Source organism: Bacillus sp. BD59S (genome assembly GCF_007363175.1).
GTDB classification, from domain to species: domain Bacteria; phylum Bacillota; class Bacilli; order Bacillales; family Bacillaceae_G; genus Bacillus_A; species Bacillus_A pacificus.
The window spans coordinates 46,707-73,144 of the sequence record NZ_CP034684.1; the positions used below are offsets into that span (position 1 = coordinate 46,707).

Genomic DNA, 26,438 nt, shown 5'->3' on the forward strand with positions numbered 1-26,438 from the left:
TCATTCACCCGCTACTTTCTTCATTGAATGTTCCTCAACATATTGCTTAATACACTCTAATTCTGTATGAATTGGATCACCACTGAAATCAAGGTATCCTTCTCCGTAAAAGATTTCTCCGCCACATCCGTGACAGTAATCCATGAAGTCTCTTGCTGATGAATCATGATAATTTCCTATTAACATTGGATTTTCAATCATTTCCGCATTCCTCCTTTAAATACCTGAATATTCCGACAAGTGAGCGTTTGCCCATGTTCATAAATTCGTAAAATCTTTATATAAAAATTTAATGAAATACGTGTTAAACTTATTACATTCCAAGAAGTCCTTTACTTTTAGAATCGACAATTCTTCAATACCCTTAGTCTTGCCCTGCAACCCCTGCAGGGCTTTTATCATTTAGCTAGAGTTATAAACCCCTTATGCATTTCCTCAACCTTATCTGCGCTGTTATGTATCCCTTTAGCTCTTAAATCTTTTATGATCCACAAGAGTTTCTTTTGTTCGTATTCATCTCGCTGTTGTTTATCCATCACTTTTCACCCTTCATAAACCTTTTATCTATACGTTCCATCACATAAGCGAATCCGCCTAACGCTGCGAAAAATACAGCAACCATACATAAAGAAAACATGCTTTCTTCTTGCATCTACACCGCCTCCTGTTCCTGTTCTTTCTTCAGTCGCTCTATGATGTAGGCTTGTCCTTTGGGTGTTACGTATGTTGTTGTCCATGTGAATGGTTCTCCGCTTGGCTTCTGTTTAACGCCTTGTGCGATTTCAAAATATCCTTTTTCAACTGCTGATTGAGTTGGTTCAGTAGAACGTTTGAATATTAAATTCCATTCTCTAAGTTTTGCGAATAACTGACGTTGCCCGATTTTGATATTGTGTTTAGCTGCCAACTTAGCAACTTCACTTACTTTCAGAGATTCATTTGATTGCATACACGCTTCAGCGAATGTTACGAGTGGTTGCTGCTTTACAATTTGTTGCTGTGCTGCTACAAGCTTTTCTTTTTCTTCTTTTAATTTAGTGAGAAGACCAATTGCGAAGTCTGGATTTGTCACCGCTTGTTCTAGGACTTTATCTATCATGTATGCTCCGTGTTTTCTAATAGAAGGAAGTACTTCATTTGTTACCCACTTTTTAAATTTTTTAGCTTGTTGTTTTCGTGAACGTAATATTGATGAGTACAATCCCGATTCATTCATTAATGTCGATTTCATATTCATACCCGTCAATTTGACGGACATCAATTCATCTTCATCTAAATGTCTTGTCATTGCGTTTGTGTCACTGAACTCTAGAACATCTGCTACATCTTTAGCTACAAACCAAACATCTTCGCCTTGTACCACCGTTCGAACTTGTCCAAATTCTTCATTATTGAAAACTTGTAATTGATTCATTTTATTTCCTCCTCATATTGTATCCCTAAGGGAAACTTTATTATTAAAAAAATTTTCATGTTCATCAAATAGATCCGCCACTTCTTCATTTAATGCTTTTGCAATTTTAGATGCTGTCCCATAGTACAATCTCTTCTTATATTTATGAGCATTAATAATTTTATAGCAATAGCTCTTTGATATGCCAACAACTGTAGCTAGTCCTTCATAAGTGAAGTCTGATTTTTCAAAAGCTATTTTTAATTTTGTTATTGAATTTTCATTTAGCATCTAATCACTCCCTTCTGATGCCGATAAATTTATTATAAGTTTACCTAAGGGAAACTTCAAGTGGTTTTTTAAAAAAATTTCCTCCTGGTTAATTTTCTGAGGGGTTTACGTTTCCTATTAGGAAACATTATAATAAAAATAACTTACGATATATCGTAAATTAAGGGGTGATTTTTAAAATGGAGTTAAATAAGCGTTTAAAATTATTGAGGTCAGAACATAAACTTACACAAGAAAAATTCGCTACTGCTGTAGGTATAACAAAAGCCAGTGTGTCTAAATTTGAAAATGGCATTAAAACACCTAGTCGTGAAACAATAGAAAAAATAGCTGATTATTTTAATGTAACTACAGATTATTTGTTAGGAAGATCGGAAGATCCTGAATTGAGCGAAGAAGAAAACAAGATTGTTACTGAAGAAGGTAAGAACATAATGGCTTTAATTGAAAGTCTTCCAGAAGATGAGAGAAAGAAAGCCTGGGAACAATTAGAGATGTATGTTACTTATATGCAAAATAAAAAGAATGGCTAATCAAAGAAGACTACTTTACATGACAGTCTTCTTTTTTATGTATTTGGCTTTTCTTATAAGATTCATCTAGACATATTTTAAAAATATCTTCTGCTTTAATCGGAGCCCCGTGTTTCAAACTCAATTTTACTGCTTCCCTAACTAATTGCTCTTTTTTCATATCTACTTCCCCCAATATCCTCTTTAAATATATAGACGTTCAGAAAAAGGTCAGTTTTGTTGTTTGGGTCAAAATGTTTCCATTTCCTTTAGAGCAGAAATGACACTATCAATTGGATAGTGTCATTTTTTATATTTACATAAATCAATATCCATCCGGATCAATCATGTATAGGGTTGTTCTTTATTATATAATTACTTCCTTTTTAAAGATTTCTCGTTCAATAAATTCGAAGAATCCTGGTGGCTCTTCATCTAACATTTTATAGGCTTTTTCAACGATTACCATCTTCAATTCTTGCATTAAATCTTCTCTTTCTTTAAAAATAGTTTGTTGAACATGTTTCAATATTTTTAACTCTAACTGATCGATAATAGCTTGTACCTCTGCTTGCTTTTGAATATTTTCTACGGACATAAACATCTCTCTCCTTTATATTTAATTATCCTTTAGAAGCATGTCTCCATCTTATAACTCATTTATTTTAATGCTCTTTCATTACAGCGAATCCTTTAGCTGTTTTAATGTTTTTTTGACCCAGTAACCTACGTTTTGTTCTGTTTCTCCCAATATTTCAGCAATCTGCCTATTTGTAAGCATCTTTTCATAACGGTAGTAGAGAATCATTCGTTGCTTATCCGTCAATGCACGCATCGCTTTATCCAATTTCTCGTTTTCTACAGGAATAACATTTCCTTTCCCCACTCCTTCAATAACAACTGTCTCAGGTCTTTCTGCTTCGCAATCTTGCAAACTCCCAATTGTTTCAATTGCAGAAAAATCTCCTTCTAAAGCATTCTTATCAAAAATTAGCATTTGTTTTTTATTTCTGTTTCTCTGTCTCTTATCGAAATCAATAGCACGGCCACGAATTAAAACAGAGCAATACCTCAGGACACGATTTATTCTATAAAATTCTTTTGATGTTTGATTAAGTAAATTGATGTTTTTTTGAGAAGGGTTTTTAAAAGCTTCTTTCATTATTTCTTCATGCTTTTTATCTTTTAAAAACTCTTGAATAATGGGGTTTTCTAATATTAAGGGTAGTTTCTTTCGTATTTCTTGTATGTACTCTAATTGCTTTTTCTCTTCGTCGTGATGATAGTTATTATCGGAATTTGAGTGAGTATGTTTCCCCATAAAAAAACCTCCTTTTTTCCATAAATTATATAAATATAAGAAAAAAATAAAATTAAATAAGAACAAGTGTTCTAATTATCTCCCAAATTAGTGCGAAAATCTAGTACTTTTTACAAAATAAAACAATGTTTATTTTGTAAATTCTTTTTAGTTTTTTGATACTTCTTTCTCTAATAAAAATGAGGAGGTGTCTATATGAAAAGTACACAAGCTGATACTAAAATAAACGATGGAATAGACTTCATAAATGCTAAAAAATATTGGGAAAACGGTCATTATGGACAAGATACAATTATTGCTGTAATTGACACAGGTTGTGACATTAACCATGAAGAGTTAAAAGACAACATTATCGGTACATTCAATTTTACAGATGATGATAACGGTAAAATTAGCATAGCGACGGACTATACAGGACACGGTACGCATGTATCTGGAATTATAGCGGCTACTAATAAGAAACATTCTATCGGTATAGCTCCAAAGGCAAAGCTTTTAGTTATTAAAGCCATTGGACATACAAGTATTTCAACTCATAAACATTTAATTAAAGCTATTCGCTTTGCAACTGCTTGGAGAGGCAAAAATGGTGAAAAAGTAGATATAATGAATCTCTCTTTAGGCACAAAAAGTGATGTTCCAGAGTTAAGGAAGGCAGTTGACGAGGCATTACAAGAAAATATATTTGTGGTAGTTGCTGCAGGGAACTACGGAGATGGATCAGAACTAACCGATGAAATTCTTTATCCTGGATACTACGAGGAAGTTATTCAAGTTGGTGCTGTTGGAAAGAACCTTGTTCCCACACACATGAGCAATACAAACCAGAATATTGATTTTTTAAGTCTTGGAGAGTCCGTTTACTCAACCTACCCTCAAAATAACTATATAAGGCTCACAGGTACATCAGTTGCAACGCCACACATCACAGGAGCAATCTCTTTAATCCTGTCCTATTTCAAAGCAAAGCATTTGCCATTCTCCCAAAACATTATTTATCAATATCTTCTTTCACACTCTTTTTTATTAAAAGGTTACACCAATAAAACCCAAGGAAATGGAGTTCTGAAACTATAAGGAGGTGCTAAGCTATGACCCCATTTGAAATGTTTAGCGCATCAATAGGCAATTTTGGATTTCCTATCGTGATTTCTATTTATCTTTTAATTAGGTTCGAAAAGAGGATTGAGGTATTAACGATTGCAATTAACGAATTAAAGCAAGTCGCAGAAAAGGACAAATAAAAAAGCATCAGTCATTTTGACTGTTGCTTTTAGATAATTAAACCCCAAAGAATAAAATTGCAACTACATTATAAACAATTGGTACTAAGAACATTACAATATTAAGAATAATTCCCCATAAAGACCATGTATCTTTGTTCATTCGATAACCTACAAACCCTATTATTGCACCAATTGGAGCAATAATAAAAGGCATAATAATAGGCAATCCCTGTATTTTTTCTAAAGGTACTAATCCAGTTAAGAAATTTATTACAAGCGCTGCTAAAATTACTGCAATAGCTATTGAAATTCCACCTAAAATACTTCTTTTCCCTTGTTTTTTTAATTCTACGTTGCTATTTGTCATTTTTAATTCCTCCACTTCATTATTCAAAGAACAGAAAATATAATTTCATACTGTAATAAATTACAATATTTAAGAAGACGATTAACGCTAGCGCATATACTGGATTAAACATCTCGATTCCAAACGTACCGTAAAAGAAGAACAATAATGCCAATAGGCCCATATTCGACCAACAAGTTATATAGCCTACTTTATACTTAATCATTTGATCCCTTTCGTCTTCTTCCTCTTCCTTTAACCACTTTTTCCCCTTTTTAATTTGCACTGCATTAACTATTGTTAATACGATCCAAAAAATTGTGATTAATGGTAAGAACCACGATAATATTCCCGGCTCTCCAGCCTCCATTTTCCATATATTAAAAGTGGCTTCCATCAATAAAATACTAATTACTATTTTAATTAAAAAATTGTAAAGGTAATTCAATCCTTCTTCACCTCTGTAAATATGTCCTCAACTGCGCAATTAAAGGTTTTAGCTATTCTCATGGCTAAACCAACACTAGGCTCATACTTTTCTCTTTCAAGAGAAGCTATCGTTATTCTTTTTGTCCCTACCCTTTCAGCTAACTCTGTTTGAGTTAAACCAGCAATTTCCCTATGTTCTTTTACCTTATTTGTGGTATAAATTTTCATTTCATTCAGTACCCCTCATTCCAATTAGAATAGCTGAATGTATAGTATTCTATACTTTCTTTGTATAGAATACTATACATTGGATAGATATGTAAAGGGAATAATTGAAAATTATCATAAAAAAAGGCAAACCCTTAATAGGTTCACCTTTTTATCTTACTTATTTAAATGGGTTACAAGGTTGTTTACGGAACCAAAGGCTAATTGTAATCGCCCACTCAGAACCTGCCTTTACATGTGGAGCTAAGCAATTCTGAAGGTTTTTATCACAAGAGCAAGCAAAATATCCACGTGAACTGTAGCAACCATCATGTGTTTTACAACAAGCATCTACTTTAGAAATTGGAGCTTTTGGACCTGAACATCCTGGGCCACACCAGTTTCCATAGATACACGGTAACTGACTAACAACTTCTCCACGCTCGGTATCTGTTTCTGGTAGTTCGCGATTTTCTAAACCTTTAAGTTCTTCTAAAAATTCATCGTCAATTTCTGTTTCAAGCGTTTTGATTACTTCATCTTCGATAATATCATAGCCTTTAAGAACTTTTTTACCTTCTTTTTCAACAATAACACTACCTGAAACCAATTCTTCATTATCAAGTTTTGTATAAATCACTTTAATTGTATCTTCCATGTTACCTAAAATAACTACTTGAATCGAGACATCACCTTGTTCAAATTTAAATCCTTTACGATTATTAAGATCATAAGCACCAACGAATTGAGTCATTTTTTGAACCATTTGCTTTGCAGCAACCGTATTAATTTGAGCATTATCCAATAAAGTTTCTTGCTCTTCTATTGATAAAGTTTGTAATTGTACCATTAACAAACCACTCCTTAATATTATTTTGGAGGCAGTACCTGGATTCGAACCAGGAACAAGCGAAGCATGTGTCTTTCAAAAGACTTACTGCCCTAATATGGAGATGGCAGCCGGATTCGAACCGGCGATAAAGGTTTTGCAGACCTTTGCCTTACCTCTTGGCTATGCCATCATGTTAAGATTTCGTTGCCTTACATTTGTAATAGAGAGGTGAGCCCCTAAAAACTAAAAAGAAATTTTAAATTTTTTATTTTTTGAATGGCAGCAGCTAAATTTACATCAGCAATTAAAGCTTTGGGACATTTGCCTTACCTCTTCCTACGCCAACATTTCAGTATTTCATTGCCTTACGTTTGTAATAGAGCAGTAAGTCCACAAAAATTAAAAAGAGTGTAAAAAAAAGAAATTCGCACCTCATAGGTACGAATTTCTTTTTTTACTTTGAGAAACTGTAAGAACTCTACATTAAGTCAATTTCTTCATCACGTTCACCCACACTCTCTTTATTCCTGCATATTTAATAGGACCGTAAGTTATACGAAATTTAACACAGAAAAAATTTATATTTTTTTTACTTTTTTAGATCTTATTTCTCTACTACTTACGAGAAGAAAAAAGCGGAGGTATTGATTATGAAGAAAAATTATGGAGTTACTGTCTTTACTATGCCCCACTGTCCGGCTTGTATTAACTTAAAGAAATGGCTTACTAAAGAGAATATTACCTTTACTGAAAAAGATATTATTAAGGATTTAAAGGCTCAAAAAGAATTTGAAGACTTAAGCTTAAAGTATACACCAACCATTTTTATTGAAGATGGCGAAGAAACTCATAAGTTTATTGGAGCACCCATTAAAGAACTTGAAAAAATTTTACTATCAGAATCTAGTTCAAAATAAATGAGGTTACAATCATGGATATTATTGAAGAAAAAGTTAAGAGATGTAATCAAGTTAAAATTGATTTAATGAAAATTGCTCAATGTATCGATTGTTGCAATGAAGATGAAAGAGAATTTTATCAAGACATTGCTCTAAACTACTCAAAACACCTTAAAGGCATACAGAAATCGATTGAGAAAATCTTGTCTTGCGAATCTGATTATTTTAATGAATGAAATTAAAAATTAAAAAAACCCTCTTTAACTAATACATAGTTGAGGGTTTTTTACATTAAAGCTTTTTATTATTTTTGTTTACTTTTTCAGCTAGATCAATTAAAGCCTCTTTATCTAAAAAAATAACGGATCCTATAATTAAATCATTAAGTCTCTTTCTAATTATTTTTTGCGCTTGCTCTTTATACTTTCCACTAATAGCTACTATTACTGTATCAATGTAAAGTTCATCTCCATTTATCTCATCAGGGAAAGGAATTAAAAAACAGTTTTCAATTTGATTTACTAAGGTCCTAATCACGTCATTAGATGCTGTTCCACTTACGTCACCAGCCTTAGCTTGTAATGCGATATATCTATTTCTATCGATTAAAGAATTTTCACAGAAGACAAAATCTTTTCCATATTCTTTGTTTCCATGAGTATTTCTAACTCCCCTATATCCTAAACCACGAAGTAATCTTTCTAAGAAAACATCTCTAAATGGAGTTTCGTCTTTAGCATAGATCGGTTCAAACTTAATATCAGGTATTTCCACAGAATTCTCAGTGACTATTAAAAGTTTTTCAATATCTGTATGAAGCGCATTTATAATTTCATCGATTGTTTTACTCGTATCTATAATTTTTTTTGTAAATGTCATTAATGAATCATTAGGACAATGGGATATTTTTATTGCCCTAGAAGAAGCGAACTTTTCAAGTGTAGGATAGTATGCATTTCGAGCATATTTAATAAAACGTGTAGATAGAGATCCATCGTAATCTACATGATAGGCTAAAAATACACCACTGGATGATATTGTAATCTCAATGTGTTGGGTATCTAGAAATTCATCTATTGAAATGGTGATACGTGGTTGTATTTCAGACGGTTTTATATACTGTATTTCTGAAAAATTCACTTCAAGATTTTTACCTATTTGAATATTGTCTAAAAATACTTCTCCAGTATCACTGTATTTAATTCTGTAACTCATAATAAACCCTCCCATTTACTCATTAAAAAATCGCTTAGTTTCAAGTATAAATTAAGAGCGTTTTTTTGAAAATATTTCTTTAAAAAAAATAAGACATGCTATTTAATAGCATGTCTAGAATAAGATTGCTTATATGTATTATAACATCTTTATATTCTATCATCATTCATATTCTTGATAATCACTACTAGATGTAATTAAGTTTCCCAAATCTTGCTTTTCAATTAACTTATGAAAATTTAATGTAGGAAGAATAATTCTCCATACCATTTTTTCTTTTTATTTTGTGTAGTACAAAAAAGTATATTTATATTTTTTCGACTGCTATATGATCAAATTTTAAATCTTTATTATAACGACTAGGATGTTGGTTTTTTCCTTTGAGTTTCTTTAGTTTGTGAACATGTGTAATATTGTAATCCTTTAGTATTTCTTTTATAAAATTTATTCGTCTTACTTTATTCGTATTAGTTCCCCAAGCTATATAGATATCATTACTATTGTCAATTGCTGTTCTTATGTGCGCATCTGTATCTGAATCAAATTTTTCGTTAAAAGGGACACCTTTTAATCCCTCTGTACTATCAGAGCGGTAAGAATATAAATTTACTATATAGTATCCGCTATACTCTTTGTTGTAAAAGTAATTATGTGCTAGAAATATACTTTTATCAAATGCTATTTCATCTGCTTTACGCGTAGGATTGTGCATAATAATAGTGGCATAATTTTTTTCTTCACTCCAGTAACGAAATAAAGAATATCTATGTTTACGTTCGGAACCTCCTGAAAAGTAAGCTGTGCTTGTAATAATTTTTTCGGACATATTTTTCACCCATCTTAAAGATTATGTTTCATAACTAGCTCAATTGCTCTTATACGTATTTCTTCATTTTGAGAAGTTAACAAATCTTTTAATTGTGTAACAGCCAAACTTTTTAACGAAGTTTCTGTTGTAGTATTTGTGTTTTCTAAATTAATAATATTCTCAATGAACTCTCGATGCTTAGTAATATTGGCTATTGTTCCAGGATACCTTAAAGAACCTCGTATCTCGTCCGGTAAGTCAGAACGTAAAAAAGGTTTTTTATCAAATAACCACTTAACTTTTCGCTGATGAGGATATAAATTTTCATACGGGACATCTTTATCTGGTTTGTGAAAATATTTCGTGTCTATAATGCCGAAATAAATATCTCTTTTATTGTTATCTGGAACAACTACTATGTCATTTTTATTCAAATATTTAACAAACAAATTTGCCGTTTTAAAACCTTCATCCCATCCGTGTGACGCCAATATTTTCTTTAAATCATCAGAGGAAAAATTTTCAAAGGACTTACCAGTTGGGAAACCAATTGCAATGATATCTTCATCGAGAAATTCATTCATACGGTTAACTCCATGGGGTAAAGGTCTAACAATCCAAACATTTCTATCAATAATCATAATAATCATTCACCTTCACTTTCATATAATATGTAATCACATGTGGTTACATGTGATTACATATTATTATAGATACACTGAAATAAAAATGCAATTACTTTATTTCAAATCAATATTTAACAAGTGCTATGCAAAAAAAGGACAAACCCAATGCTGCTTATTGCTACAGGTTTGTCCTTTTTTTGTAAGGAAGAAAAAATTATGAAAATGATCGATTCATTGTGAGTTTTTCCCGTTGTGTGGATTTGAAATATAGTTAGATAAATTAAAACAATGTCTAATCCTTTAGTGATATAGAAGGAGTTGAGAAAATGAAATCATTAGAACAATTAACTGATATGGTAAAATACTATTTGGATGGGAGTCCAATACATATTATTAAAATGGTTCAAGTCGGAGGAAAGCACCTTAGGCTGTCTTTTTTATGTTAATATATCAATGATTAGTTGATAATTTTACATCTTGTAACAATATTTAAAAAGATTATAAGTGGCTTAATGGAAGTTTTGAAACATTCGGTGTGAAATCTCGGACAAAAAATAACTTCTGTAATTACAACATAAAATCACAATTTAGGCTAAGGAGATATGCAATGGATCCTATAATAATACCAATAATAACTTCAATTAGTACCTTTAGTGCAGCGTTTGCAGGTCAATATTTTGGACATAAATTTGCAGTACGGCGTGAAACTGAAAAATACAATAAAGAATGCTTACAAAATCTCTATTCTCCTTTGATATTTAAAGTTATTACTTACTTAAATGAAGAAGAAGAAAGAGCTATTGGCACACCTAATATTCACCTGAACGAAACACAAGAAGATTTAGATTTCTTATATTTAGTTGATGAAGAGGATGTAAATATTCTAGATAATGAAAAATATATTAAATATCAGATCATAAAAGATACAAATTCTCTCTTTAAAGATATAAAAGACACTATTAGTAATCAACTACCATACGCTAATCAAAATCTAATTATGAAATATGAAATTATTAAAGGTTATGGTCCTTATAATTATGGGGAATACCCCTCTAATATAGCGGGCCCTATTTTTACTCTTGCATCAAGGATAGATATATGTTCTACCATTTTATCAGAATATTTATCTATGAATAAACAATTAAAAACTTTATCTAAACCTGTCAAAGAGGAATTGCAAGGCCCTTATTTTTTTACGCAAATCTACCTAATCCTACATTACCTGCATATCAATGTGCTTACTCAAGATTATGCTTTTAGATATAAAAACACTATAGAGCAAGTTGTGACCATGGATGAAAAATTATATAAAGCAGCAGAATCCATACGTAAAAAATTTGATGATATTCTTGTTAATTTAAGAGAATTCGATAGTAAAAAAAGTGAGGAGCTAGAAATAGAAGCGTATGAATTTATATTTAACGTATTATCTATAATGGATTACATCAAACCAGGGACATTGGAAAAATGGAAATATGTTATTGAATCAAATAATGAAAAAAAAGATAAGCGATTCAATGATTTTCTTAAACAAATGGTAATACAAGAGAAAGATAACTAACATTTTGTCAAGCGAATACTGATTGCAACATGATTTAATTAAATTTTAGAGGGGATTATTTCCTTTTTAAAGGTGACATTTCAAATAATTTCACCTTATTAACTCATGAGAGCTAAGGCTCTCTTTTTTCATTCATAATTTTGAGTACAATTGAAATAATTAAGAAATGTATAGTGAAACGCTTCCGGTCTTAGATCGAGAACATTTTGTTATGTTCCTTATTATCTGAAGAAGAAATACTAATTACATATTATGAAGATGGTTATTTACTCTCTATCCATATGACTGTTGTTGGTATTGGCCAGCATAACAATGCTGTCATATGCACAGATGCTTTCTATAATAAAATGCAAGGAAATCAGCAAGGCATACAGCAAAAACAGTTATTCATAACGATATAAATCACTATCCCCTTTTAAATATACCTATGATTATTAATGAGAACAATGGACAGATTTATGAAGTTTTAAGCGCTGGGCTTCATACTAACGATGCAGTAGCAATGATAACAACGGACGGTCCCGCTACAACTAGGTTAAATACATCGATCGTATCAGTAAAAAAATTGATGGTAGCATTCAAGTATACCGCTTACCTTTAGAAATCGAATATTGGGTACTTTCTTGTATGTTTGCTGCTTCATCAGGAAAAAAACAGTTCCCATGTAAAGTTTCTTTTGGAATCATTGAAACTAAATTTCAAGTGAAAAAGGCTCAATAAAACTATTATTTAAGCTTTTATACTTGATATGATCTACATATTTTACCTTTCTAATGAAAATTTCTTCTTCACATGCATCCAAACTATTTTTAATTTTATTAAAAATAGTTTAAATCCCCCTCTTCATTCTTTAAATATAACTCCCACATTTCCACTTATATAATTTTACAGAAACGATTTATCGCCTCTTGCAACTTTTGAGATTGATTTGTATATACTGGCAGGTTTTTTTCCAAACCTTTCATACTGCCACCTGAACTTTTCAAAATGAGAGTTTAGTTTCTGCTGAAAGAATAAAGCATACAGGTCATCAGATTAATAATTTGTAAAAGTTTATCAAAAAAAGAGGAATAAGAGGGGTTATTGTAGAAGTATGACTTTGTAACATAAAAAAATATATGTTAAAGGAGGCTGTTTACATGTTTGAGAAAGAGAAAGAAGGGCTTATTGAAGTTCACAACGTATATGAAATTGCACCAGCAGATGGAGCAATTATTGGTATGGCAACGGAAGAAGAAATGGAAATTGCTGCTGAACTAGAGTCACAGTACTATGCCCATTCTCGTTTGTTAGAAGCAAATATTCAGTTAGACGGTTCCTCCTATAAAGAGTTACTTCAGGAGTTTCAGGAGTACGAAAGAAAATCAATGAACTTTTGGCGCGCATTACATAAACGTTTAGCTGTTCCATGGGCATGGGTACTACGTATTGATGTTGCGAATGGTCCTATTTATGTAAACAATGGGAATACGTATTATGAAGAAGATGACACAGAAGATTATGAATAGATAAGTAAAGAAGCAGCTTTAGTTGCTTCTTTTTTTATTTGTAAGGAGGGAAGCGCTTCAATGATAATATCTGGACGGTCATTTTCCATTTTGTGACCAGCATGTTCGGCAAGAATATATTGACTGTTTGTTGATAGATGTAATTGTTCACGCATCAGTTCTTGCCACATTACTTCAAGTTGTGTAGCTTCTTTTTTTGCATGCCAACCTCAATCATTTAGGGGATGGAATAATAAAGATCTCTGCCGATAACAATTAATAGTTTTTCTAATGGTTTATATAGTTCTTTTATTAAGCGGGTCCAATTTTTCCACACCAACAGTTCAGAAGCAATCGCTTTATATAATGGAGGCGATGTGGAAAATTCAATATACTATTTTGTCGTATTGACGAGTACATTTTATTTATACTTCCCCCAATAAATTTAGTTTCTTCACTTTTTAAGACAACATCAATATATGGTTTTTCTATTTCATTGTTTACTACTAATATTTTTTTGTAATCTAACAAGAAAATAATTCTATATTTCAGTTCGTCTTTAAACTAATCTTTTACATACTTTGTAACAAACAATACGGCATCTTTATCATATCCTTAATCTAAAATTTAAAAAATGAAACATTAGTTAACTTTTCTTGTCTTGACTATATATCTTTACATTTTTTTCAACATCCCATAAAGCGTAAACCTGCATATATCCATATTTTACTCTTCTGTTTACAAGAAAAAATTCTAAATTATCCTGAAACATTTTTGCCATTGTTGTTTTAAAGTTTGTTCAAATTAATGCAAATGACTTTGATAAAAGAACAAAAAGAAAGAGCAAGTTTTGAAAAAAGATTGATCAAAACTTGCTCTTAAAATATTCTAACGAATTTTTTTTGTATAAATAAGTTAATTTTTTTCAAAACGTTTATATTTTGTTATAAACATTTAAACTTTATTTTAAATCTACACCTTGTGAAAAAGAAAAAAGTTGGATGAAATTAATGTCAATATTATGGGTATAAGTACACATAGGAAAAGCATGTTTTGAAAAAATTAATCAAAATCCACTTAAAGTTCCTTGCTTGAAGGGGGAAATCCCCATACCTATTTTTAAATTTTTTGTCTTTCTTACAAACACCGTGACTTTTTTAAAGGCAACATGTATCTCAGTTAATATACTTTGTAATATTATGTATAAGTTATTAATTTTCAAACCTCTATACACTATTACTTCTCTTTAATATTACATAGTAGTACAAAATGAATTCTTTTCCATATTTCATTGATTAGATTTTCATCAAAAAGTTGGATTACAATTTGAAAGCTTATTAAGCAATAACTATTTTATAACGATAGTTTGTGTTGAGAGGTCATATCTATAATTAATAATTTGCCCACTTTGAATTAGTAAAATGACTTGTTTGATTACCTCTATCGGTGCAATAAACCATTCACGTGGCCTATGCATTACTCCATTTTCATCTGCAATGTTTATATCTAGACAAGCTGTTCCAAAAAATTGATGTAACAAGCGCTCTAATTTATTTGGATTTAAGTTATAGCATTCAAAAGTTGCTACTATTTTTACTGGGGCCATTAAAAAAGTTGGATCTTGCTCTGAATTTTTAATACGTTGCTCTACAGTATTTTTTGTAAATCCAATTTTGTATAAATTATTTATTTGATTGATTTCTGATTTCTCACTTAAAGATTGTAATACATAAATATAGCCAGTACCTATATCATCCTTATTCACATCGATAAATTCTATATCCTCATGTTCCGTAACACGTCTGCCATGTTTATATAATTCTGCTGATAAGGAGCGTAACAACATATCTGACTCTGTACCATTTTCAAAAATACATCTTAAGCGAGCATTTACTTTTCCTTTTTCAACTTTACGTTTACCCATTTCAGCTACATAAAGAAGAACACCTTTAAGTACAAAGAAAGATCCTTGTTCTATATCTTGTTCGTTTCTAAAGGAAATAATTTTCCGCTTTCCTGCTCTAAGTTCGTTTTGACACTGTACGAGCAATGGTTTATAAAGTTCGAAATCTTTGCATTTTTTTCTACGTGCTACATAATCAGGCATTGATGTTTTCTTTTCAGGAACATGCTTCATAGTAAATATATCTTCAACACTGTCATCTAATAAACCCAAGTGATCATCTAAGATAATATCTTCTATTGATTGTACTTCTCTATTTAAGACCTCAGGAACTTTTTTTTCAGTAGAAATGTTTAAGATCCCGGCACTATCGTAATGTTTTAAACTATCAACTTTTTCAGGATTGGTCAATATTCCTTTTAATCGATAACTAAGAGTAGTTTCTCGAATACTATTTCCTTCAAGAGGCAGTCTCTCATTTTGATAATAAAATTCTAATATTTCTCTAAAGGAATCTATTAAACGGTCTTGTTCTGTAATAGCCGGATTTTTTTCTTTAACATCCAGTAACCCTAAGTCATCGTCTGCAAAAATATCTTCTAAATTTAAAGTTTTTTTCTTATCCATTACGAACCTTCCTTTTTTGCTCTTTTAAGAAAACAATAGCTTCTGCCATTCTTCTTTCCAATGGATCTGCTGCATGCAAATTAGGTTGTACTCCTCGTGTTTGAACAAATTCTTTAATTTTAGGCCATAAAATCAACGCTTCTTCTTCTGACATTTGAATCCTGGTAGCCTCAATAGTTTCTTGTATTAGTTTTAATACTGGCGCGTTAACAGATTTAGACAAAATTTCAAATGCTTTTTGGAAAGGATTAATACTATCAATTAAGTCTATATGTAACTCATCAATATTCACAAATCGTTCCGCCATTTTCACAAATCGTTTGTCTCCAACTTCTTTTGCCTCACCATTTTTAATCACAGAATCTAGCACAACATGTTGACGAACTTCCTCTACTTCTTCATCCGATAAATCCGGATATTTTACTTGTATAATTTTAGGAATTAATACCTTGTTTATTACTTCTGAATCAACATTCCCAGGCATTGCCTTTAACATCTGATTATCTTGTAGAATGGTTGCTTTTAAATCATTTAAATCTGAATCAATAATATCCTTTACCCTTTGAGTACTTGGCATTTTAAATCCTTTCACCTTAATCTCACCAGGCTCAGCAACATCCTCTGTTGACCTTTTAGGTTTAAACTTAAAATTCGGTGCTAATACTTGTTCCATCAATAATGATGCCGTGATAGCTTTTAGCATATTATTAACAGATAATTTAACTACATCATCATCTGCATCTGGTTGTGCAATTAAATTGGTAAACTGTGCATGTGTTTTATTATCACTATCTCGTGTACAGCGACCTATAATTTGAATAATTTCTGTCAAAGATCCTCTGTATCCTACTGTTAAAGCGTGTTCACAAAACGGCCAATCAAATCCTTCTTTTGCCATTCCCAGTGCTATTATTAAATCTAGATCTCCTGTTTTACTAATTGAACGTAAGTAATTGACTATTTTTTCACGCTCTCTTGGTCTGTCCTCTACTAAATCCGCCACCTTTATTATACAGTTATCTTTATAACGCCTTACACAAATAACACCTGTTTCTTCATCCTGAGAAACAACTTCACCAATAGAATCTAAAATATAGTCTACTTCATTATGCTTATCTTTAGTAGACTCACCAGAATTTACATTAGGAATATGTAGAATAGTTTTCTTGTCAGTATCAAGTACTTCCATAATAGCATCTGTATATCTTCCTTGGTAAAAATGGTAACCAATCCCTAATGACTTTAAATATTTATAACCGTTCAATTGTTCATAATAATTGTAAGTTACCTTTTTAAATTTAGTCTCATCTTCAGGTAGCAAAACTGGAATACTATCCCCTCTAAAATAAGATCCTGTCATCGCTACAATATGTGCATTAGTTTGGCTAATTAACGTTCGTAGCAATTCTCCTAATCTATTATCATTATTAGCAGATACATGATGAAACTCATCAATAGCCAATAATATATCGTTAAATTTCTCTGTAACTAATTCTTCAAAAGCAAAACGTAATGTAGAATGTGTACAAATTAATATTTTTTCATTACTTTCAATAAATCGTTTAAATGCGTTCACTTTACTCTTATCTCCACCAGGTGAACACAAATTATATTCAGGACTAGGCTCCCAATCCGCAAAAAAACCATAGTCCATTAAATTTGTTTTCTTAAAAGAGCTACCAATTGAACGTTCTGGTACAGCTACAATTACTTTTCCCACCCCTTGATGCATTAGCTTATCTAAAGCTATAAACATTAATGCACGTGATTTCCCTGAAGCCGGTGGAGCTTTCAAAAGTAAATATTGTGATTGTCGAGCTTCAAAAGCTTTCACTTGCATGTCGCGCATTCCTAAATTATTATGTTTAGAGCTATTCCCAGTTGCTTGATAGTGAACTTCAACTATATTTCTCATTATTTCACCTCATTTTGTATCAATTCTTTATATAAGTTAAATAAATGCTCTACTCGCTCATCTTCATTAATAAACGGTTTATTCCTATAACACTTATCGATAATTTCATCCAATTCAAGATGTGCTTTTTTTAACTCCTCTGGCATACTTCCTGGAGTGTATAACTCAGCAATTGTTTTTTCAGAAAAACACTCACGTATATATATAATTTTATAGACTGCTTCTGTAATTTTTTTCTTTTTTATATTACTTATCTCTGGAAAAGGGAAAGTGTTATAGGCCAGTAAATTAGAGTATCTATAATCCAACTTTAAACGTCCTGAAACTGTTTTAATCCATGCCATATGCATAGAAGAAGATATTATACCAAAAACATATTCTTCACTATCATATATAACTTGAGCGGAATCTAAAGTAATATAATTACTGTCAAAAAAGCCACACTGCATATAGTCTCTATTCTCTGAAGTAGTACGTGGCACTAAAATAAAATGCTTATTTGCAACCTTTCTATATCTAAATTGATGTGATTTCCCGACTAACGTACGTGCTACTTCTCCACCATTCTCCCTAAACTCTCGTACTTTTTTGATACGACCTGCTACTCCCTCAATTTCCGTCGCATTTTCTAAATCATTGTCTTCAATCCATATACAATATCTGGAGATACCTTTAAGGAATTCTTCTCCACCTATCAAACACTTAATGTATTTCTTAGATTGTGGATATTTATTAATAAGGTCCAATTGTTCTTCAGCAGTTAATTTTAGAAACCCACCTTCTAATGGCATATTTCCATATGCCATTTCAGGGAGGTTAGAAATTTGATTTTTCCTCTTAGAAACTACTATAGCTGGGCCTACATTTAAATAAGGTCCTATATTTGCTACTTCCATTTTATAATCCGAAAACAAATACTTTTTAGCGTTAGATTTATTCCTTAAAGATACTATCACACATATTACAGCCGCCTTTGATTTAGCGTTATTTGTCCATTTAAATGAACGATGTGCAAATCCAATTTCTAAACTAAAATTATAGATATGGGGCCATAATAATCCCACCTGATCACCTTGTACTATAGAATTTGTAGATACAAAAGCCAGCTGTCCGTTTATACCACTAATATATTTCGCTCCTATGTATAGCCAACATGCGATATAGTCCAAATTTTTGTAACCTTTAACTCCATCAAAAACCTTTTTCATTTCCTCTTTTTGTCTCTTAGATTGTTTTTTTGATCCCAAATAAGGAGGATTCCCTAATAAGTATACATATTTATTAACATTTCTTGGACATACAATATTCCATTCTATTTCCAAAGCATTTCCTCTTATTATATTTCCAGATTTTTTTAATGGTAGAGTAGGATTAGTTCGTCCAAACTTATTAAAGAATTCTAAATTCATCTGATGTTCAGTTAACCAAAGAGATAAAATTGCTATTTCATGTGCAAAGTCATCAATTTCAATGCCATAAAATTGATCTAATGTAATTGAAGATAGATATAGTGTGGGATTCAACCTATCTAATTCTTCAAATATTTTCATCTCTAATTTTCTAATTTCTCTATAGGCAATAATTAAAAAATTACCAGAACCACAAGCCGGATCGAACACATTAATATTTGTCAAATGCTCTAACAAAGCAAGTAGCGCTTTTCCATTCCCTTTACTTCTTTCAAACTCAAGATACAATTCATCAAGAAATAATGGCTGAATCACCTTCATAATATTTGGAACTGAAGTATAATGCATTCCCATATTCCCTCTATATTCAAAAGAAACAACAGCTTGAATCATAGAACCAAAAATATCTGGGTTAATTAGTGACCAATCAAGAGATCCACACTCTAAAATGGCTTGACGTGACTTTCTGCTAAACTCTATAGTTAAATTAATATCTTCAAATAGCTTACCATTTACATATGGAAATTCTTCTAAATATGCAGGTAAACTCTTTCTGTCTTTAGCAGATAAATTCAACACTTCAAATAAACGATTCAGATATTCTTTTAAATCTCTTCCATCTTCTTGAGTGTGTGAACTAATCGCCTCTGTAAATTGGGATTTTTTAAAAATATTTGTATCTTCAGCAAAAAAGCAGAATAGTAACCGTGAAAGCAATATATTCAATTCATGTGTTTGCTCTGGGGTATAAATTTCATTATCTTTTTTTAATTCATCATAGATCTTTGCCATTTTTTCTGCTGCTTTTACATCAGCGGGATTTTCAAGTTGATAACTTGCTTTCTCCACCCCTGCCCAAGGTAAAAAGAAATCAAAGTACTTATTTAGCTGAGACATTTCTATGTCCAAAGAATCTTTTGTTTTCATATCTTTAGCTAAAATATTTTTAAAATTAGTAACTACTATAAATCTCGGCTGACTTGAGGTTATTAATTTACTTGATTCTAATTCGTCAAAGACTGGATATAAATCTTTTTGATTTGTGTTTTTAAATACAACCTTCTTCTTCCACGCAACTATATCTTTATTTTGGGATAAATTTAGATTTCCTTTTCTCAGCCTAGTAATAGAAGCTTTAGGTAAACCATAAGCTAACAAAAAGTTATAAATAAAATCCTCTTTATTTAAAGGACTTAATAATTCAGCTATATTTTCTTCAACTTGAGCTATATTCATCTTTATTCCCTCTCAACTATCTTTCATATATTTTTCTTTATCTTCTAAAATCAGACTCCAAACTAATTACCTAATAAAAGCTTGTCCCTATGAAGAATTGCTTTTTACCTTACTTTATAAATGGTACCCCTTGTTCTTCAAACTTTCTAATTAATTTTGGTGGCCAAGCTCCACTATTACTAAACTTAATAATACGTTCTTTATAAAAAAATCCCAGTTAATATCAAAATGGATAGAAAACAATTTTCTTGTTCTACTTCTAAAATTTCATACTGTATATCATTAAATAAATTGTATGATAACTTCTATTTTACACGAACGAGGTGAACCTGTTTATTTTTAATTGTTGTAGCTTTGAAATTAAGTTCGATTAAAACCAACTTAGAATTTGTTAATCAGAAAAGAGCAAAATGATACAACTTTTTATAAATACCCAAACTTTTTTATCAGTTGAGAAATCTTATAAACGAAAAACAAAAATCCATATGACTTCTGGTAAATATTTAAATTTGAAATGCTAGCTGAATTTTTTCAAAAAAAGAGCGACACAGCGCTATGTCACTCTACTAAAATTATTCTTATAAATAAACTCCTAAATATACTAGTAACTTAAATATTCTCTAATTTCATTCGCAAATTCTCCCAAACGCTCTAAATACTCTGGAAAAAGAGCTTGAGTAAAAGCTAATATTGATGATATAAGCAAAGCTCTTGTGGGAATCAAATTAAATTCGCTAAGATCAGGACTCAGTGCATATCTAATGCCAGCTAAACCTTGGACATTAGGTGTAGTATTTAGATAGTCCCTAAGCGCTAGATAATTATGCGCATTAATTGAGAGAAAGCTATATAAATTCGCCATTAATTCTGAGTCTTCCTCAGTATCTGCGAGATGTATGGCAAGCGCATTAATTGAATTTGGCCCACTATATAATGAATACCACTTTGGAGGATAATTTCTTCTGTGCCTTTGTTGTAAGTTATTCCATTCTTCTAGAACATTTGCGAATGATTCATCTTCTAGCATACGCTCATGCCCTTGAATAGCATTCTCAAAAAACATTCTTTCATCATGACTTAAATTATCGTTTTGAAGAGAATAATTTGCAGCCTCTATCTGATGTTTATGATATCCTATTTTATATGCGATTGCTCTATTCACCGCAAGTTCTTCATCTTCTAAAATATATTTGAAAGCTAAAGATGCTTCTATAAGACCTCTATAATTCAAATCCGAAGGACCACGTAATTCGTGATCTGCACATACCCATACCCCATCGCTTAATTCAACTATTTTTCTAAACAAACCTAACAGAACCATAGAATAAGTATCATTATTATCATGACTATCTATATAGTTTTGTAGCAATTCGTTTCCAAAATCAATTCCTCTGCCCAAAACTTCATGTGCATTCATAATTTCCGCCTTCCTACCCTGTTTTTTTATAAGGGCTTAATGTATCTCAAAATTACAAATCAGCTTCACCCTATTACTATATCTAATAGTATTTTACCATATTTCTTTCCATTTCTCTCATCTAATCATTCTGAGCTAATAGTAAAAAACAAAAGGTAAAACATGTCGGTTTAGAATAAAATTTTCCTAAAAACAACTTAAAAACATTGAGTTTATATAAAAGAAGAAACTCATTTTGAACAAAGATTGCATAAAATGAGGACTTTTTCTTTCGTTATAAGACAATAACCAAAAAGATGAGGATGATGCTTAACAATAAAGAATCCCTGTGGTTAAAAAGGATAGAGAAGTAGTGGTAAGCGCTCTGGAAATAAAAAAAGAGGTAACACCAAGTTACCTCTTTTTTCTGCTTATTGTTCAGCAACACTTAAATTTCTTTTAGCTATTTCACTTTCCAAATTTCCAACACTCCCAGCAAAATGCAATACATGATTAGCAAAATGAGATAACCGTTCATCTATTTCCTTTGTATATCTGTTAAGGTCATCAATGGATGACTCTATATTCATAAGATTTCGTATATGCTTGGATTCCTCATATAATATAGAACAGTCTGAATCTAGTTTGATTATTTGTTCATCGAAAGAAGGATTATCGCTATTAAGAATCACTGTAAGTTTCTCTTTTGCAGTATCTAGCATAGATTTATAATGATCGAGATTAGCTTCATTTTTATTAGCTATTTTTAAAGTTTCTATAGTATTTTTTAATTTTCGCTGTTCTTTCTCTAACTCTTCTAATTTTACTTTAGCGACATCGGCGATAGCTTGTGCCTCAACTGTAATTCGATTAGCTTCGGCTATCTTATATTCTAGGTCAATGATTTTTTCTTCTGCACTTTGCAACCTCTCAATCGGCGATAGCTTGTGCCTCAACTGTAATTCGATTAGCTTCGGCTATCTTATATTCTAGGTCAATGATTTTTTCTTCTGCACTTTGCAACCTCTCAGTTGCTTCATTCATTTTCTTCTGAGCGCGATTATTTGAATACGTAACATAAGCAAAGGCTAAAGTAAAAATCCCACCTACAATAGTCACTGCTATCCCTACCATAGTTTGCATATTAGCAATCGTATCATTCAAAAACGATACTTCGTGTTCATGTAGTGATATAACCTTATCTTGTAATTCTTTCACAACATCGTTTGATGGTGCGGCTGTAAATAGCATCCCTGGCATTAATATTGCTCCCCCTAATATAAAAATTCACATAGATACTATTATGATACATTTTTATATTTAGGTAAATAATTATATTTACTATTAAAAGGGCACTGGACTCCAAATACATATTATTAAAATTAAAGTGGTTCACGTTGGAAGAAGGCACCTTTGGGTGTCTTTTTTAAGGTAATACATCAATATTTTCTTTTTACAATTGGTATGTAACGATATCTAATGGGATTTTGAGCAGTACGATGGACGTCAACAAGATTGTAGTTCCATTGTACTTGAAAACGCTAGATATACTATGATTTGATTTCATCATAAAAGAAATTATTTCCAACAACTATCGGTAATGTTTGACATAATTTTACCATTCCTACCAGCGAGAGCAAACGTTCTCTTTTTTTTATTTTCGTTCGACAAAATCCGACATACTAGTTGTAACTGTTTCTGTTATGATAGTTTCGGAAATCTTACAATTTATCACTGGAGGAACTACATAATGGGTAAAATTTTTAAGTTTGGGTGTTTAGGATTTATCGGTTTAATCGTACTTGGTGCTATTGCGGCGGCATTAGGTGGAGGGGATGACAAGAAAGAAACAACTTCTTCTGAACCAAAGCAAGAGACACAAGCTCCGGCTACTAAAGAAGAGCCTAAAAAAGAAGAAGTGAAGAAAGAAGAACCTAAAAAAGAGGAAGCTCCAAAAAATAAACCTGGGATTAGCAAAGCTGAATTCGATCAAATTCAAAACGGAATGAGTTATGACGAAGTTAAAGCTATCATCGGTAGCGACGGGGAAGTTTTATCAGAGTCGGGTCAAGCTGGCGAACAATTCCATACAATCATGTATAAATGGGATGGAGAAAAAGGTTTTGGCGCTAATGCGAACTTCATGTTCCAAGAAGGAAAATTACAAAATAAAGCTCAATTTGGTTTAAAATAATAGCAGGAACAGCTCCATATAATGGGGTTGTTCTTTTATTTTACTCTCAGACATAAATAAATTTAGGGGTGATGTGTGTGAAGAAAGGATTTATAGGGATATTATTGGCCACTGCATGTCTTGTATTCACTGGCTGTTCAGCAGATATGAAAGAAGTTGAGACGGCTACTAAAGATAAATTAGAAGATAGTCAGTTAGGACCATACATTGAAAAAGTTACTTATAAACCTGGTGAAAAGAAAGATGATTACACACCTGTAAGTGTTCAAATAAAAACAAATGAAAAATTCTCCGACTTATCTAAAATGGAAACATACGCAGCTATGAACGATGCCTTCGACAAAATTATAGGATCTTATAATCAGGTTTCTTGTGGAGGTAATAACAAATGTGACTACAAAGAAATCCAAGTATTCTATGGTAAAGATACATATGTTATGGATATTATGTATAGAGGACTACTTATTAACGATTTTGAAACATATACAAAAAATGATTATATAGTAGATATGGACCGAGTAGACAAAGTGAATCCAACTGACAAATATAATGAAAGTCATAATATGACTCCAACACCTTCGTCAGGACAAGGATCAACATCTACATATGATCCTAAGAAAGACTCAGCTAACTATGACGCTAACGGGAATTATAAGCCAGTTGACCAGATGAAACCTGAAGAAATAAAAAAAGAGTTAGAGGGAATGTTGGAAGAATCTTTAAAGAAATAAAAAAAATATAGATTTGAATCCTATTTCTCAATGAAGAAAATAATATTTGGATGAGAGTCCAATACATATTATTAAAATTAAAGTGGTTCAAGTCGGAGGAAGGCACCTTTGGGTGTCTTTTTTTATAGGAGCCCGCCAAATCATCATCAACAAAAAAATAAACGCCCCCAAAACGAAAAAAATGAGCTACCTTCTCAAAGTAACTACCTGTAGAGAAAGAAAATTTTCGTTAAGGGGGGACTTAAAAATCTTAGCTTGATAGAGATGGGGTAGCACCACATGCCCATCAAGTTAAGATTTTTAAGTACCCAAAAACGATTTTTTCACCTTTTTACAGCTATTTAAGGGTATTAGGCTCACTTTTTCCTTTTGGGGAACAATTAATTTCTTAACTTGACGGCGATGTATGATGACCCCTAATAAGAAGAACGAAAAAATCAAGATTACAGCCAAATTTTTGCTAATTGAGAAACTCCTTCTATTATCTTTTTTTCACATAAATTACCCAATCCAAGTTGAATATGCGGATATCGTGGTGTATATTTCGAGAAATATTTTGAACAAGGATAAACTACAATTCCGTGTTCATATGCCCTTTCAATTAGCATTTTTTCACTCATTTCCGTTTTTACTTCAATAATAACGAAAATTCCGGAGCTACCACCTTTTATTTCAACATAATTCTTAAAATGTTTTAATAATTCCCTATTCAATAGTTTCATTTTACGTTTATACAAAGCTTTCATCTTCCTTAAGTGTGAGTACCAATATCCTTCATTCATAAAGGTCGCCAGTGTTCGCTGATGGATAGATGAGGATGTTTGCTCAAGCAAAGGGAGTATCTTTTTATATTCACTTATTAGCCGCCTAGGCAAAACCATATAACTGACACGGATAGAGGGTAGTAGTGCTTTTGAAAAAGTTCCTAAATAAACCACCCTATCATTAGAATCTAAGCTTTGAAGAGACGGTATAGGTTGATGGATGTATCGAAATTCACTATCATAATCATCCTCAATAATATATCCTTCCACCTTTTTTGCCCATTGAATTAACTTTAATCTCTCATTGACGGGTATAGTCACTCCATATGGAAAGTGGTGAGTAGGAGTGACATATAAAAGTCTAGAAGGCGATTTTAAAAGGAGATCGACTTGGATGCCTTGTTCTTTTACCGGGATTGGATCAATGATAAATGATTGAAGAACAAAAAGTTCTCTTGCCACATTATATCCAGGGTCTTCTACTGCCAGATAATGATAGTCTTGCTTTAGCAACAACGACAAAAGTAATAACAAGTGCTGTGTGCTACTGCCAATAATAATTTGTTCTGCAGAAGTATTAACTCCTCTTGATTGAAACAAGTAATCTGCTAATACCTTTCTTAATTTAATGTCTCCTTGTTTTTCTCCGTATGAAAACATGCTAGAGTCTTTAATGATTTTGTTTGTAAGCATTCTCCATTTTTTCAAAGGGAAGTTCTCTTGATCCACTGTCCCAATTTTAAAGTCAATAGTATTCATGGCAGCATGATTTGTTTCATGATGCTGTTCTCTAATGGGTTCATAATTAAGTATCTCATCCGATATAGTAGCCTCTACAAAAAATCCCTTTTTGTTCTCACTTCGAATATATCCTTCCGATTGCAGTTGTTCATAGGCTACTTGAGTTGTGTTTCTGCTGACCTCTAATTGCATAGCAAGTTGTCTAATCGATGGCAACTTTGTATCATTTTCTAATTTACCAGATAAAATTTGAGTACGTATGTATTGATAAACTTGTTGGTACATAGGAGTGTTGCTTTCTCGATTGATATTAAATATTAGTTCATTCATCATTGTAATACCTCATCTGTCATTTGTGTTTATTATAAA

General features: G+C 31.7%; 30 protein-coding genes, 1 tRNA gene and 3 pseudogenes. 11 read left to right on the plus strand and 23 right to left on the minus strand.

The window, feature by feature from the left end; genetic code table 11:
* From EKQ63_RS00300 to EKQ63_RS00310, 4 genes are all read right to left on the minus strand, one after another.
* Positions 1 to 201, minus strand: coding sequence for a hypothetical protein (locus EKQ63_RS00300; RefSeq protein ID WP_063222588.1), 201 nt, complete (start codon positions 199 to 201; stop codon positions 1 to 3).
* A gap of 197 nt (positions 202 to 398) precedes the next feature.
* Complete coding sequence (locus tag EKQ63_RS29745) at positions 399 to 536, minus strand: hypothetical protein (RefSeq protein WP_190240616.1); 138 nt, start codon at positions 534 to 536, stop codon at positions 399 to 401.
* A gap of 116 nt (positions 537 to 652) precedes the next feature.
* Positions 653 to 1,414 (minus strand): BRO family protein, encoded by a 762-nt coding sequence (locus tag EKQ63_RS00305; protein ID WP_143880509.1) that lies wholly within the window; start codon positions 1,412 to 1,414, stop codon positions 653 to 655.
* A 12-nt stretch (positions 1,415 to 1,426) separates the two neighbouring features.
* A complete protein-coding gene (locus EKQ63_RS00310; RefSeq protein ID WP_143880510.1) occupies positions 1,427 to 1,684 on the minus strand; it encodes a helix-turn-helix domain-containing protein in 258 nt (85 codons plus the stop codon).
* Between the two features lie 179 nt (positions 1,685 to 1,863).
* On the opposite strand from EKQ63_RS00310, the gene EKQ63_RS00315 reads away from it, so the two are divergent.
* On the plus strand, positions 1,864 to 2,217 hold the full coding sequence (locus EKQ63_RS00315) for a helix-turn-helix domain-containing protein (protein ID WP_143880511.1): 354 nt from the start codon (positions 1,864 to 1,866) through the stop codon (positions 2,215 to 2,217).
* A 10-nt stretch (positions 2,218 to 2,227) separates the two neighbouring features.
* Here EKQ63_RS00315 and EKQ63_RS29750 read toward each other — a convergent pair whose 3' ends face one another.
* From EKQ63_RS29750 to EKQ63_RS00325, 3 genes are all read right to left on the minus strand, one after another.
* On the minus strand, positions 2,228 to 2,377 hold the full coding sequence (locus EKQ63_RS29750; RefSeq protein WP_001985804.1) for a hypothetical protein: 150 nt from the start codon (positions 2,375 to 2,377) through the stop codon (positions 2,228 to 2,230).
* Positions 2,378 to 2,563: 186 nt separating this feature from the next.
* Positions 2,564 to 2,794: a hypothetical protein gene (locus tag EKQ63_RS00320; RefSeq protein ID WP_000110136.1), complete on the minus strand. Its 231-nt coding sequence runs from the start codon at positions 2,792 to 2,794 to the stop codon at positions 2,564 to 2,566.
* A gap of 81 nt (positions 2,795 to 2,875) precedes the next feature.
* Positions 2,876 to 3,517: a sigma-70 family RNA polymerase sigma factor gene (locus EKQ63_RS00325; RefSeq protein WP_001985679.1), complete on the minus strand. Its 642-nt coding sequence runs from the start codon at positions 3,515 to 3,517 to the stop codon at positions 2,876 to 2,878.
* Between the two features lie 195 nt (positions 3,518 to 3,712).
* On the opposite strand from EKQ63_RS00325, the gene EKQ63_RS00330 reads away from it, so the two are divergent.
* The gene (locus EKQ63_RS00330; RefSeq protein WP_143880512.1) at positions 3,713 to 4,594 is read left to right on the plus strand and encodes a S8 family peptidase; all 882 of its coding nucleotides are present in this window, start codon (positions 3,713 to 3,715) and stop codon (positions 4,592 to 4,594) included.
* Positions 4,595 to 4,608: 14 nt separating this feature from the next.
* Positions 4,609 to 4,761 carry a YvrJ family protein gene (locus EKQ63_RS00335; RefSeq protein ID WP_000187390.1) on the plus strand — a complete coding sequence of 51 codons (153 nt, stop codon included), beginning with the start codon at positions 4,609 to 4,611 and terminating at the stop codon, positions 4,759 to 4,761.
* A gap of 37 nt (positions 4,762 to 4,798) precedes the next feature.
* Here EKQ63_RS00335 and EKQ63_RS00340 read toward each other — a convergent pair whose 3' ends face one another.
* The 5 genes from EKQ63_RS00340 to EKQ63_RS00360 form a co-directional block, all read right to left on the minus strand.
* Entirely contained in the window at positions 4,799 to 5,110 is a 312-nt protein-coding gene (locus tag EKQ63_RS00340; RefSeq protein ID WP_001985757.1) for a hypothetical protein, read from the minus strand.
* Positions 5,111 to 5,129: 19 nt separating this feature from the next.
* On the minus strand, positions 5,130 to 5,537 hold the full coding sequence (locus EKQ63_RS00345) for a hypothetical protein (RefSeq protein ID WP_001985717.1): 408 nt from the start codon (positions 5,535 to 5,537) through the stop codon (positions 5,130 to 5,132).
* Entirely contained in the window at positions 5,534 to 5,746 is a 213-nt protein-coding gene (locus EKQ63_RS00350) for a helix-turn-helix transcriptional regulator (RefSeq protein WP_000708736.1), read from the minus strand. Before EKQ63_RS00350 ends, EKQ63_RS00345 begins: the two co-directional genes overlap by 4 nt.
* 160 nt (positions 5,747 to 5,906) lie before the next feature.
* Entirely contained in the window at positions 5,907 to 6,575 is a 669-nt protein-coding gene (locus tag EKQ63_RS00355) for a phospholipase A2 family protein (RefSeq protein WP_143880513.1), read from the minus strand.
* Between the two features lie 98 nt (positions 6,576 to 6,673).
* Positions 6,674 to 6,747 (minus strand) — tRNA-Cys (locus EKQ63_RS00360).
* Between the two features lie 460 nt (positions 6,748 to 7,207).
* Here EKQ63_RS00360 and EKQ63_RS00365 point away from each other — a divergent pair.
* On the plus strand, positions 7,208 to 7,474 hold the full coding sequence (locus tag EKQ63_RS00365; RefSeq protein WP_190240617.1) for a glutaredoxin family protein: 267 nt from the start codon (positions 7,208 to 7,210) through the stop codon (positions 7,472 to 7,474).
* Positions 7,475 to 7,488: 14 nt separating this feature from the next.
* On the plus strand, positions 7,489 to 7,692 hold the full coding sequence (locus EKQ63_RS00370) for a hypothetical protein (RefSeq protein ID WP_143880514.1): 204 nt from the start codon (positions 7,489 to 7,491) through the stop codon (positions 7,690 to 7,692).
* 55 nt (positions 7,693 to 7,747) lie between these two features.
* On the opposite strand, the gene EKQ63_RS00375 is transcribed toward EKQ63_RS00370, so the two are convergent.
* The 3 genes from EKQ63_RS00375 to EKQ63_RS00385 form a co-directional block, all read right to left on the minus strand.
* Entirely contained in the window at positions 7,748 to 8,671 is a 924-nt protein-coding gene (locus tag EKQ63_RS00375; protein WP_190240618.1) for a restriction endonuclease, read from the minus strand.
* A 307-nt stretch (positions 8,672 to 8,978) separates the two neighbouring features.
* Entirely contained in the window at positions 8,979 to 9,497 is a 519-nt protein-coding gene (locus EKQ63_RS00380; protein ID WP_143880516.1) for a DUF1643 domain-containing protein, read from the minus strand.
* 14 nt (positions 9,498 to 9,511) lie between these two features.
* Complete coding sequence (locus tag EKQ63_RS00385) at positions 9,512 to 10,120, minus strand: restriction endonuclease (protein ID WP_143880517.1); 609 nt, start codon at positions 10,118 to 10,120, stop codon at positions 9,512 to 9,514.
* Positions 10,121 to 10,712: 592 nt separating this feature from the next.
* Between EKQ63_RS00385 and EKQ63_RS00390 the strand changes: the two genes are divergently transcribed.
* From EKQ63_RS00390 to EKQ63_RS00410, 4 genes and pseudogenes are all read left to right on the plus strand, one after another.
* Positions 10,713 to 11,666 (plus strand): hypothetical protein, encoded by a 954-nt coding sequence (locus tag EKQ63_RS00390; protein WP_143880518.1) that lies wholly within the window; start codon positions 10,713 to 10,715, stop codon positions 11,664 to 11,666.
* A gap of 194 nt (positions 11,667 to 11,860) precedes the next feature.
* Positions 11,861 to 12,067: pseudogene (locus EKQ63_RS30435) on the plus strand (YolD-like family protein); the annotation flags it as partial.
* Positions 12,068 to 12,093: 26 nt separating this feature from the next.
* Positions 12,094 to 12,386, plus strand: a pseudogene (locus EKQ63_RS30080) (hypothetical protein).
* Positions 12,387 to 12,805: 419 nt separating this feature from the next.
* The gene (locus EKQ63_RS00410) at positions 12,806 to 13,174 is read left to right on the plus strand and encodes a hypothetical protein (RefSeq protein WP_143880520.1); all 369 of its coding nucleotides are present in this window, start codon (positions 12,806 to 12,808) and stop codon (positions 13,172 to 13,174) included.
* Here EKQ63_RS00410 and EKQ63_RS00415 read toward each other — a convergent pair.
* From EKQ63_RS00415 to EKQ63_RS00445, 7 genes and pseudogenes are all read right to left on the minus strand, one after another.
* A pseudogene (locus EKQ63_RS00415) lies at positions 13,165 to 13,544 on the minus strand (alpha/beta hydrolase); the annotation flags it as partial. The gene EKQ63_RS00410 and the pseudogene EKQ63_RS00415 sit on opposite strands and share 10 nt — an antisense overlap.
* Before the next feature lie 957 nt (positions 13,545 to 14,501).
* Positions 14,502 to 15,683 carry a GIY-YIG nuclease family protein gene (locus tag EKQ63_RS00420; RefSeq protein ID WP_143880521.1) on the minus strand — a complete coding sequence of 394 codons (1,182 nt, stop codon included), beginning with the start codon at positions 15,681 to 15,683 and terminating at the stop codon, positions 14,502 to 14,504.
* Positions 15,676 to 17,598, minus strand: a complete 1,923-nt coding sequence (locus EKQ63_RS00425) for a DEAD/DEAH box helicase (protein WP_143880522.1) — start codon at positions 17,596 to 17,598, stop codon at positions 15,676 to 15,678. Before EKQ63_RS00425 ends, EKQ63_RS00420 begins: the two co-directional genes overlap by 8 nt.
* A complete protein-coding gene (locus EKQ63_RS00430) occupies positions 17,598 to 20,243 on the minus strand; it encodes a DNA methyltransferase (RefSeq protein ID WP_143880523.1) in 2,646 nt (881 codons plus the stop codon). The genes EKQ63_RS00425 and EKQ63_RS00430 overlap by 1 nt, the downstream gene beginning before the upstream one ends.
* A 601-nt stretch (positions 20,244 to 20,844) precedes the next feature.
* A complete protein-coding gene (locus EKQ63_RS00435; protein ID WP_143880524.1) occupies positions 20,845 to 21,660 on the minus strand; it encodes a DUF5677 domain-containing protein in 816 nt (271 codons plus the stop codon).
* 410 nt (positions 21,661 to 22,070) lie between these two features.
* Positions 22,071 to 22,565: a hypothetical protein gene (locus tag EKQ63_RS00440; protein ID WP_143880525.1), complete on the minus strand. Its 495-nt coding sequence runs from the start codon at positions 22,563 to 22,565 to the stop codon at positions 22,071 to 22,073.
* 4 nt (positions 22,566 to 22,569) lie between these two features.
* Positions 22,570 to 22,899, minus strand: a complete 330-nt coding sequence (locus tag EKQ63_RS00445) for a hypothetical protein (protein WP_143880526.1) — start codon at positions 22,897 to 22,899, stop codon at positions 22,570 to 22,572.
* 490 nt (positions 22,900 to 23,389) lie between these two features.
* Here EKQ63_RS00445 and EKQ63_RS00450 point away from each other — a divergent pair, with 490 nt between their 5' ends.
* Together EKQ63_RS00450 and EKQ63_RS30085 are read left to right on the plus strand one after the other, a co-directional pair.
* Complete coding sequence (locus tag EKQ63_RS00450) at positions 23,390 to 23,833, plus strand: DUF3862 domain-containing protein (RefSeq protein ID WP_143880527.1); 444 nt, start codon at positions 23,390 to 23,392, stop codon at positions 23,831 to 23,833.
* Positions 23,834 to 23,904: 71 nt separating this feature from the next.
* Positions 23,905 to 24,564 (plus strand): hypothetical protein, encoded by a 660-nt coding sequence (locus tag EKQ63_RS30085; RefSeq protein ID WP_411469466.1) that lies wholly within the window; start codon positions 23,905 to 23,907, stop codon positions 24,562 to 24,564.
* 443 nt (positions 24,565 to 25,007) lie between these two features.
* Here the strand turns inward: EKQ63_RS30085 and EKQ63_RS00465 are convergent, their stop codons facing one another.
* Positions 25,008 to 26,399 carry a MocR-like pyridoxine biosynthesis transcription factor PdxR gene (locus EKQ63_RS00465; protein WP_190240619.1) on the minus strand — a complete coding sequence of 464 codons (1,392 nt, stop codon included), beginning with the start codon at positions 26,397 to 26,399 and terminating at the stop codon, positions 25,008 to 25,010.
* Between the last annotated feature and the right edge of the window lie 39 nt (positions 26,400 to 26,438).

Coding starts and splice junctions, on each gene's coding strand:
- EKQ63_RS00300 (WP_063222588.1), bottom strand. CDS start 201: ATGATTGAAAATCCAATGTTAATAGGAAATTATCATGATTCATCAGCA.
- EKQ63_RS29745 (WP_190240616.1), bottom strand. CDS start 536: ATGGATAAACAACAGCGAGATGAATACGAACAAAAGAAACTCTTGTGG.
- EKQ63_RS00305 (WP_143880509.1), bottom strand. CDS start 1,414: ATGAATCAATTACAAGTTTTCAATAATGAAGAATTTGGACAAGTTCGA.
- EKQ63_RS00310 (WP_143880510.1), bottom strand. CDS start 1,684: ATGCTAAATGAAAATTCAATAACAAAATTAAAAATAGCTTTTGAAAAA.
- EKQ63_RS00315 (WP_143880511.1), top strand. CDS start 1,864: ATGGAGTTAAATAAGCGTTTAAAATTATTGAGGTCAGAACATAAACTT.
- EKQ63_RS29750 (WP_001985804.1), bottom strand. CDS start 2,377: ATGAAAAAAGAGCAATTAGTTAGGGAAGCAGTAAAATTGAGTTTGAAA.
- EKQ63_RS00320 (WP_000110136.1), bottom strand. CDS start 2,794: ATGTCCGTAGAAAATATTCAAAAGCAAGCAGAGGTACAAGCTATTATC.
- EKQ63_RS00325 (WP_001985679.1), bottom strand. CDS start 3,517: ATGGGGAAACATACTCACTCAAATTCCGATAATAACTATCATCACGAC.
- EKQ63_RS00330 (WP_143880512.1), top strand. CDS start 3,713: ATGAAAAGTACACAAGCTGATACTAAAATAAACGATGGAATAGACTTC.
- EKQ63_RS00335 (WP_000187390.1), top strand. CDS start 4,609: ATGACCCCATTTGAAATGTTTAGCGCATCAATAGGCAATTTTGGATTT.
- EKQ63_RS00340 (WP_001985757.1), bottom strand. CDS start 5,110: ATGACAAATAGCAACGTAGAATTAAAAAAACAAGGGAAAAGAAGTATT.
- EKQ63_RS00350 (WP_000708736.1), bottom strand. CDS start 5,746: ATGAAAATTTATACCACAAATAAGGTAAAAGAACATAGGGAAATTGCT.
- EKQ63_RS00355 (WP_143880513.1), bottom strand. CDS start 6,575: ATGGTACAATTACAAACTTTATCAATAGAAGAGCAAGAAACTTTATTG.
- EKQ63_RS00365 (WP_190240617.1), top strand. CDS start 7,208: ATGAAGAAAAATTATGGAGTTACTGTCTTTACTATGCCCCACTGTCCG.
- EKQ63_RS00370 (WP_143880514.1), top strand. CDS start 7,489: ATGGATATTATTGAAGAAAAAGTTAAGAGATGTAATCAAGTTAAAATT.
- EKQ63_RS00375 (WP_190240618.1), bottom strand. CDS start 8,671: ATGAGTTACAGAATTAAATACAGTGATACTGGAGAAGTATTTTTAGAC.
- EKQ63_RS00380 (WP_143880516.1), bottom strand. CDS start 9,497: ATGTCCGAAAAAATTATTACAAGCACAGCTTACTTTTCAGGAGGTTCC.
- EKQ63_RS00385 (WP_143880517.1), bottom strand. CDS start 10,120: ATGATTATTGATAGAAATGTTTGGATTGTTAGACCTTTACCCCATGGA.
- EKQ63_RS00390 (WP_143880518.1), top strand. CDS start 10,713: ATGGATCCTATAATAATACCAATAATAACTTCAATTAGTACCTTTAGT.
- EKQ63_RS00410 (WP_143880520.1), top strand. CDS start 12,806: ATGTTTGAGAAAGAGAAAGAAGGGCTTATTGAAGTTCACAACGTATAT.
- EKQ63_RS00420 (WP_143880521.1), bottom strand. CDS start 15,683: ATGGATAAGAAAAAAACTTTAAATTTAGAAGATATTTTTGCAGACGAT.
- EKQ63_RS00425 (WP_143880522.1), bottom strand. CDS start 17,598: ATGAGAAATATAGTTGAAGTTCACTATCAAGCAACTGGGAATAGCTCT.
- EKQ63_RS00430 (WP_143880523.1), bottom strand. CDS start 20,243: ATGAATATAGCTCAAGTTGAAGAAAATATAGCTGAATTATTAAGTCCT.
- EKQ63_RS00435 (WP_143880524.1), bottom strand. CDS start 21,660: ATGAATGCACATGAAGTTTTGGGCAGAGGAATTGATTTTGGAAACGAA.
- EKQ63_RS00445 (WP_143880526.1), bottom strand. CDS start 22,899: ATGCCAGGGATGCTATTTACAGCCGCACCATCAAACGATGTTGTGAAA.
- EKQ63_RS00450 (WP_143880527.1), top strand. CDS start 23,390: ATGGGTAAAATTTTTAAGTTTGGGTGTTTAGGATTTATCGGTTTAATC.
- EKQ63_RS30085 (WP_411469466.1), top strand. CDS start 23,905: ATGTGTGTGAAGAAAGGATTTATAGGGATATTATTGGCCACTGCATGT.
- EKQ63_RS00465 (WP_190240619.1), bottom strand. CDS start 26,399: ATGAATGAACTAATATTTAATATCAATCGAGAAAGCAACACTCCTATG.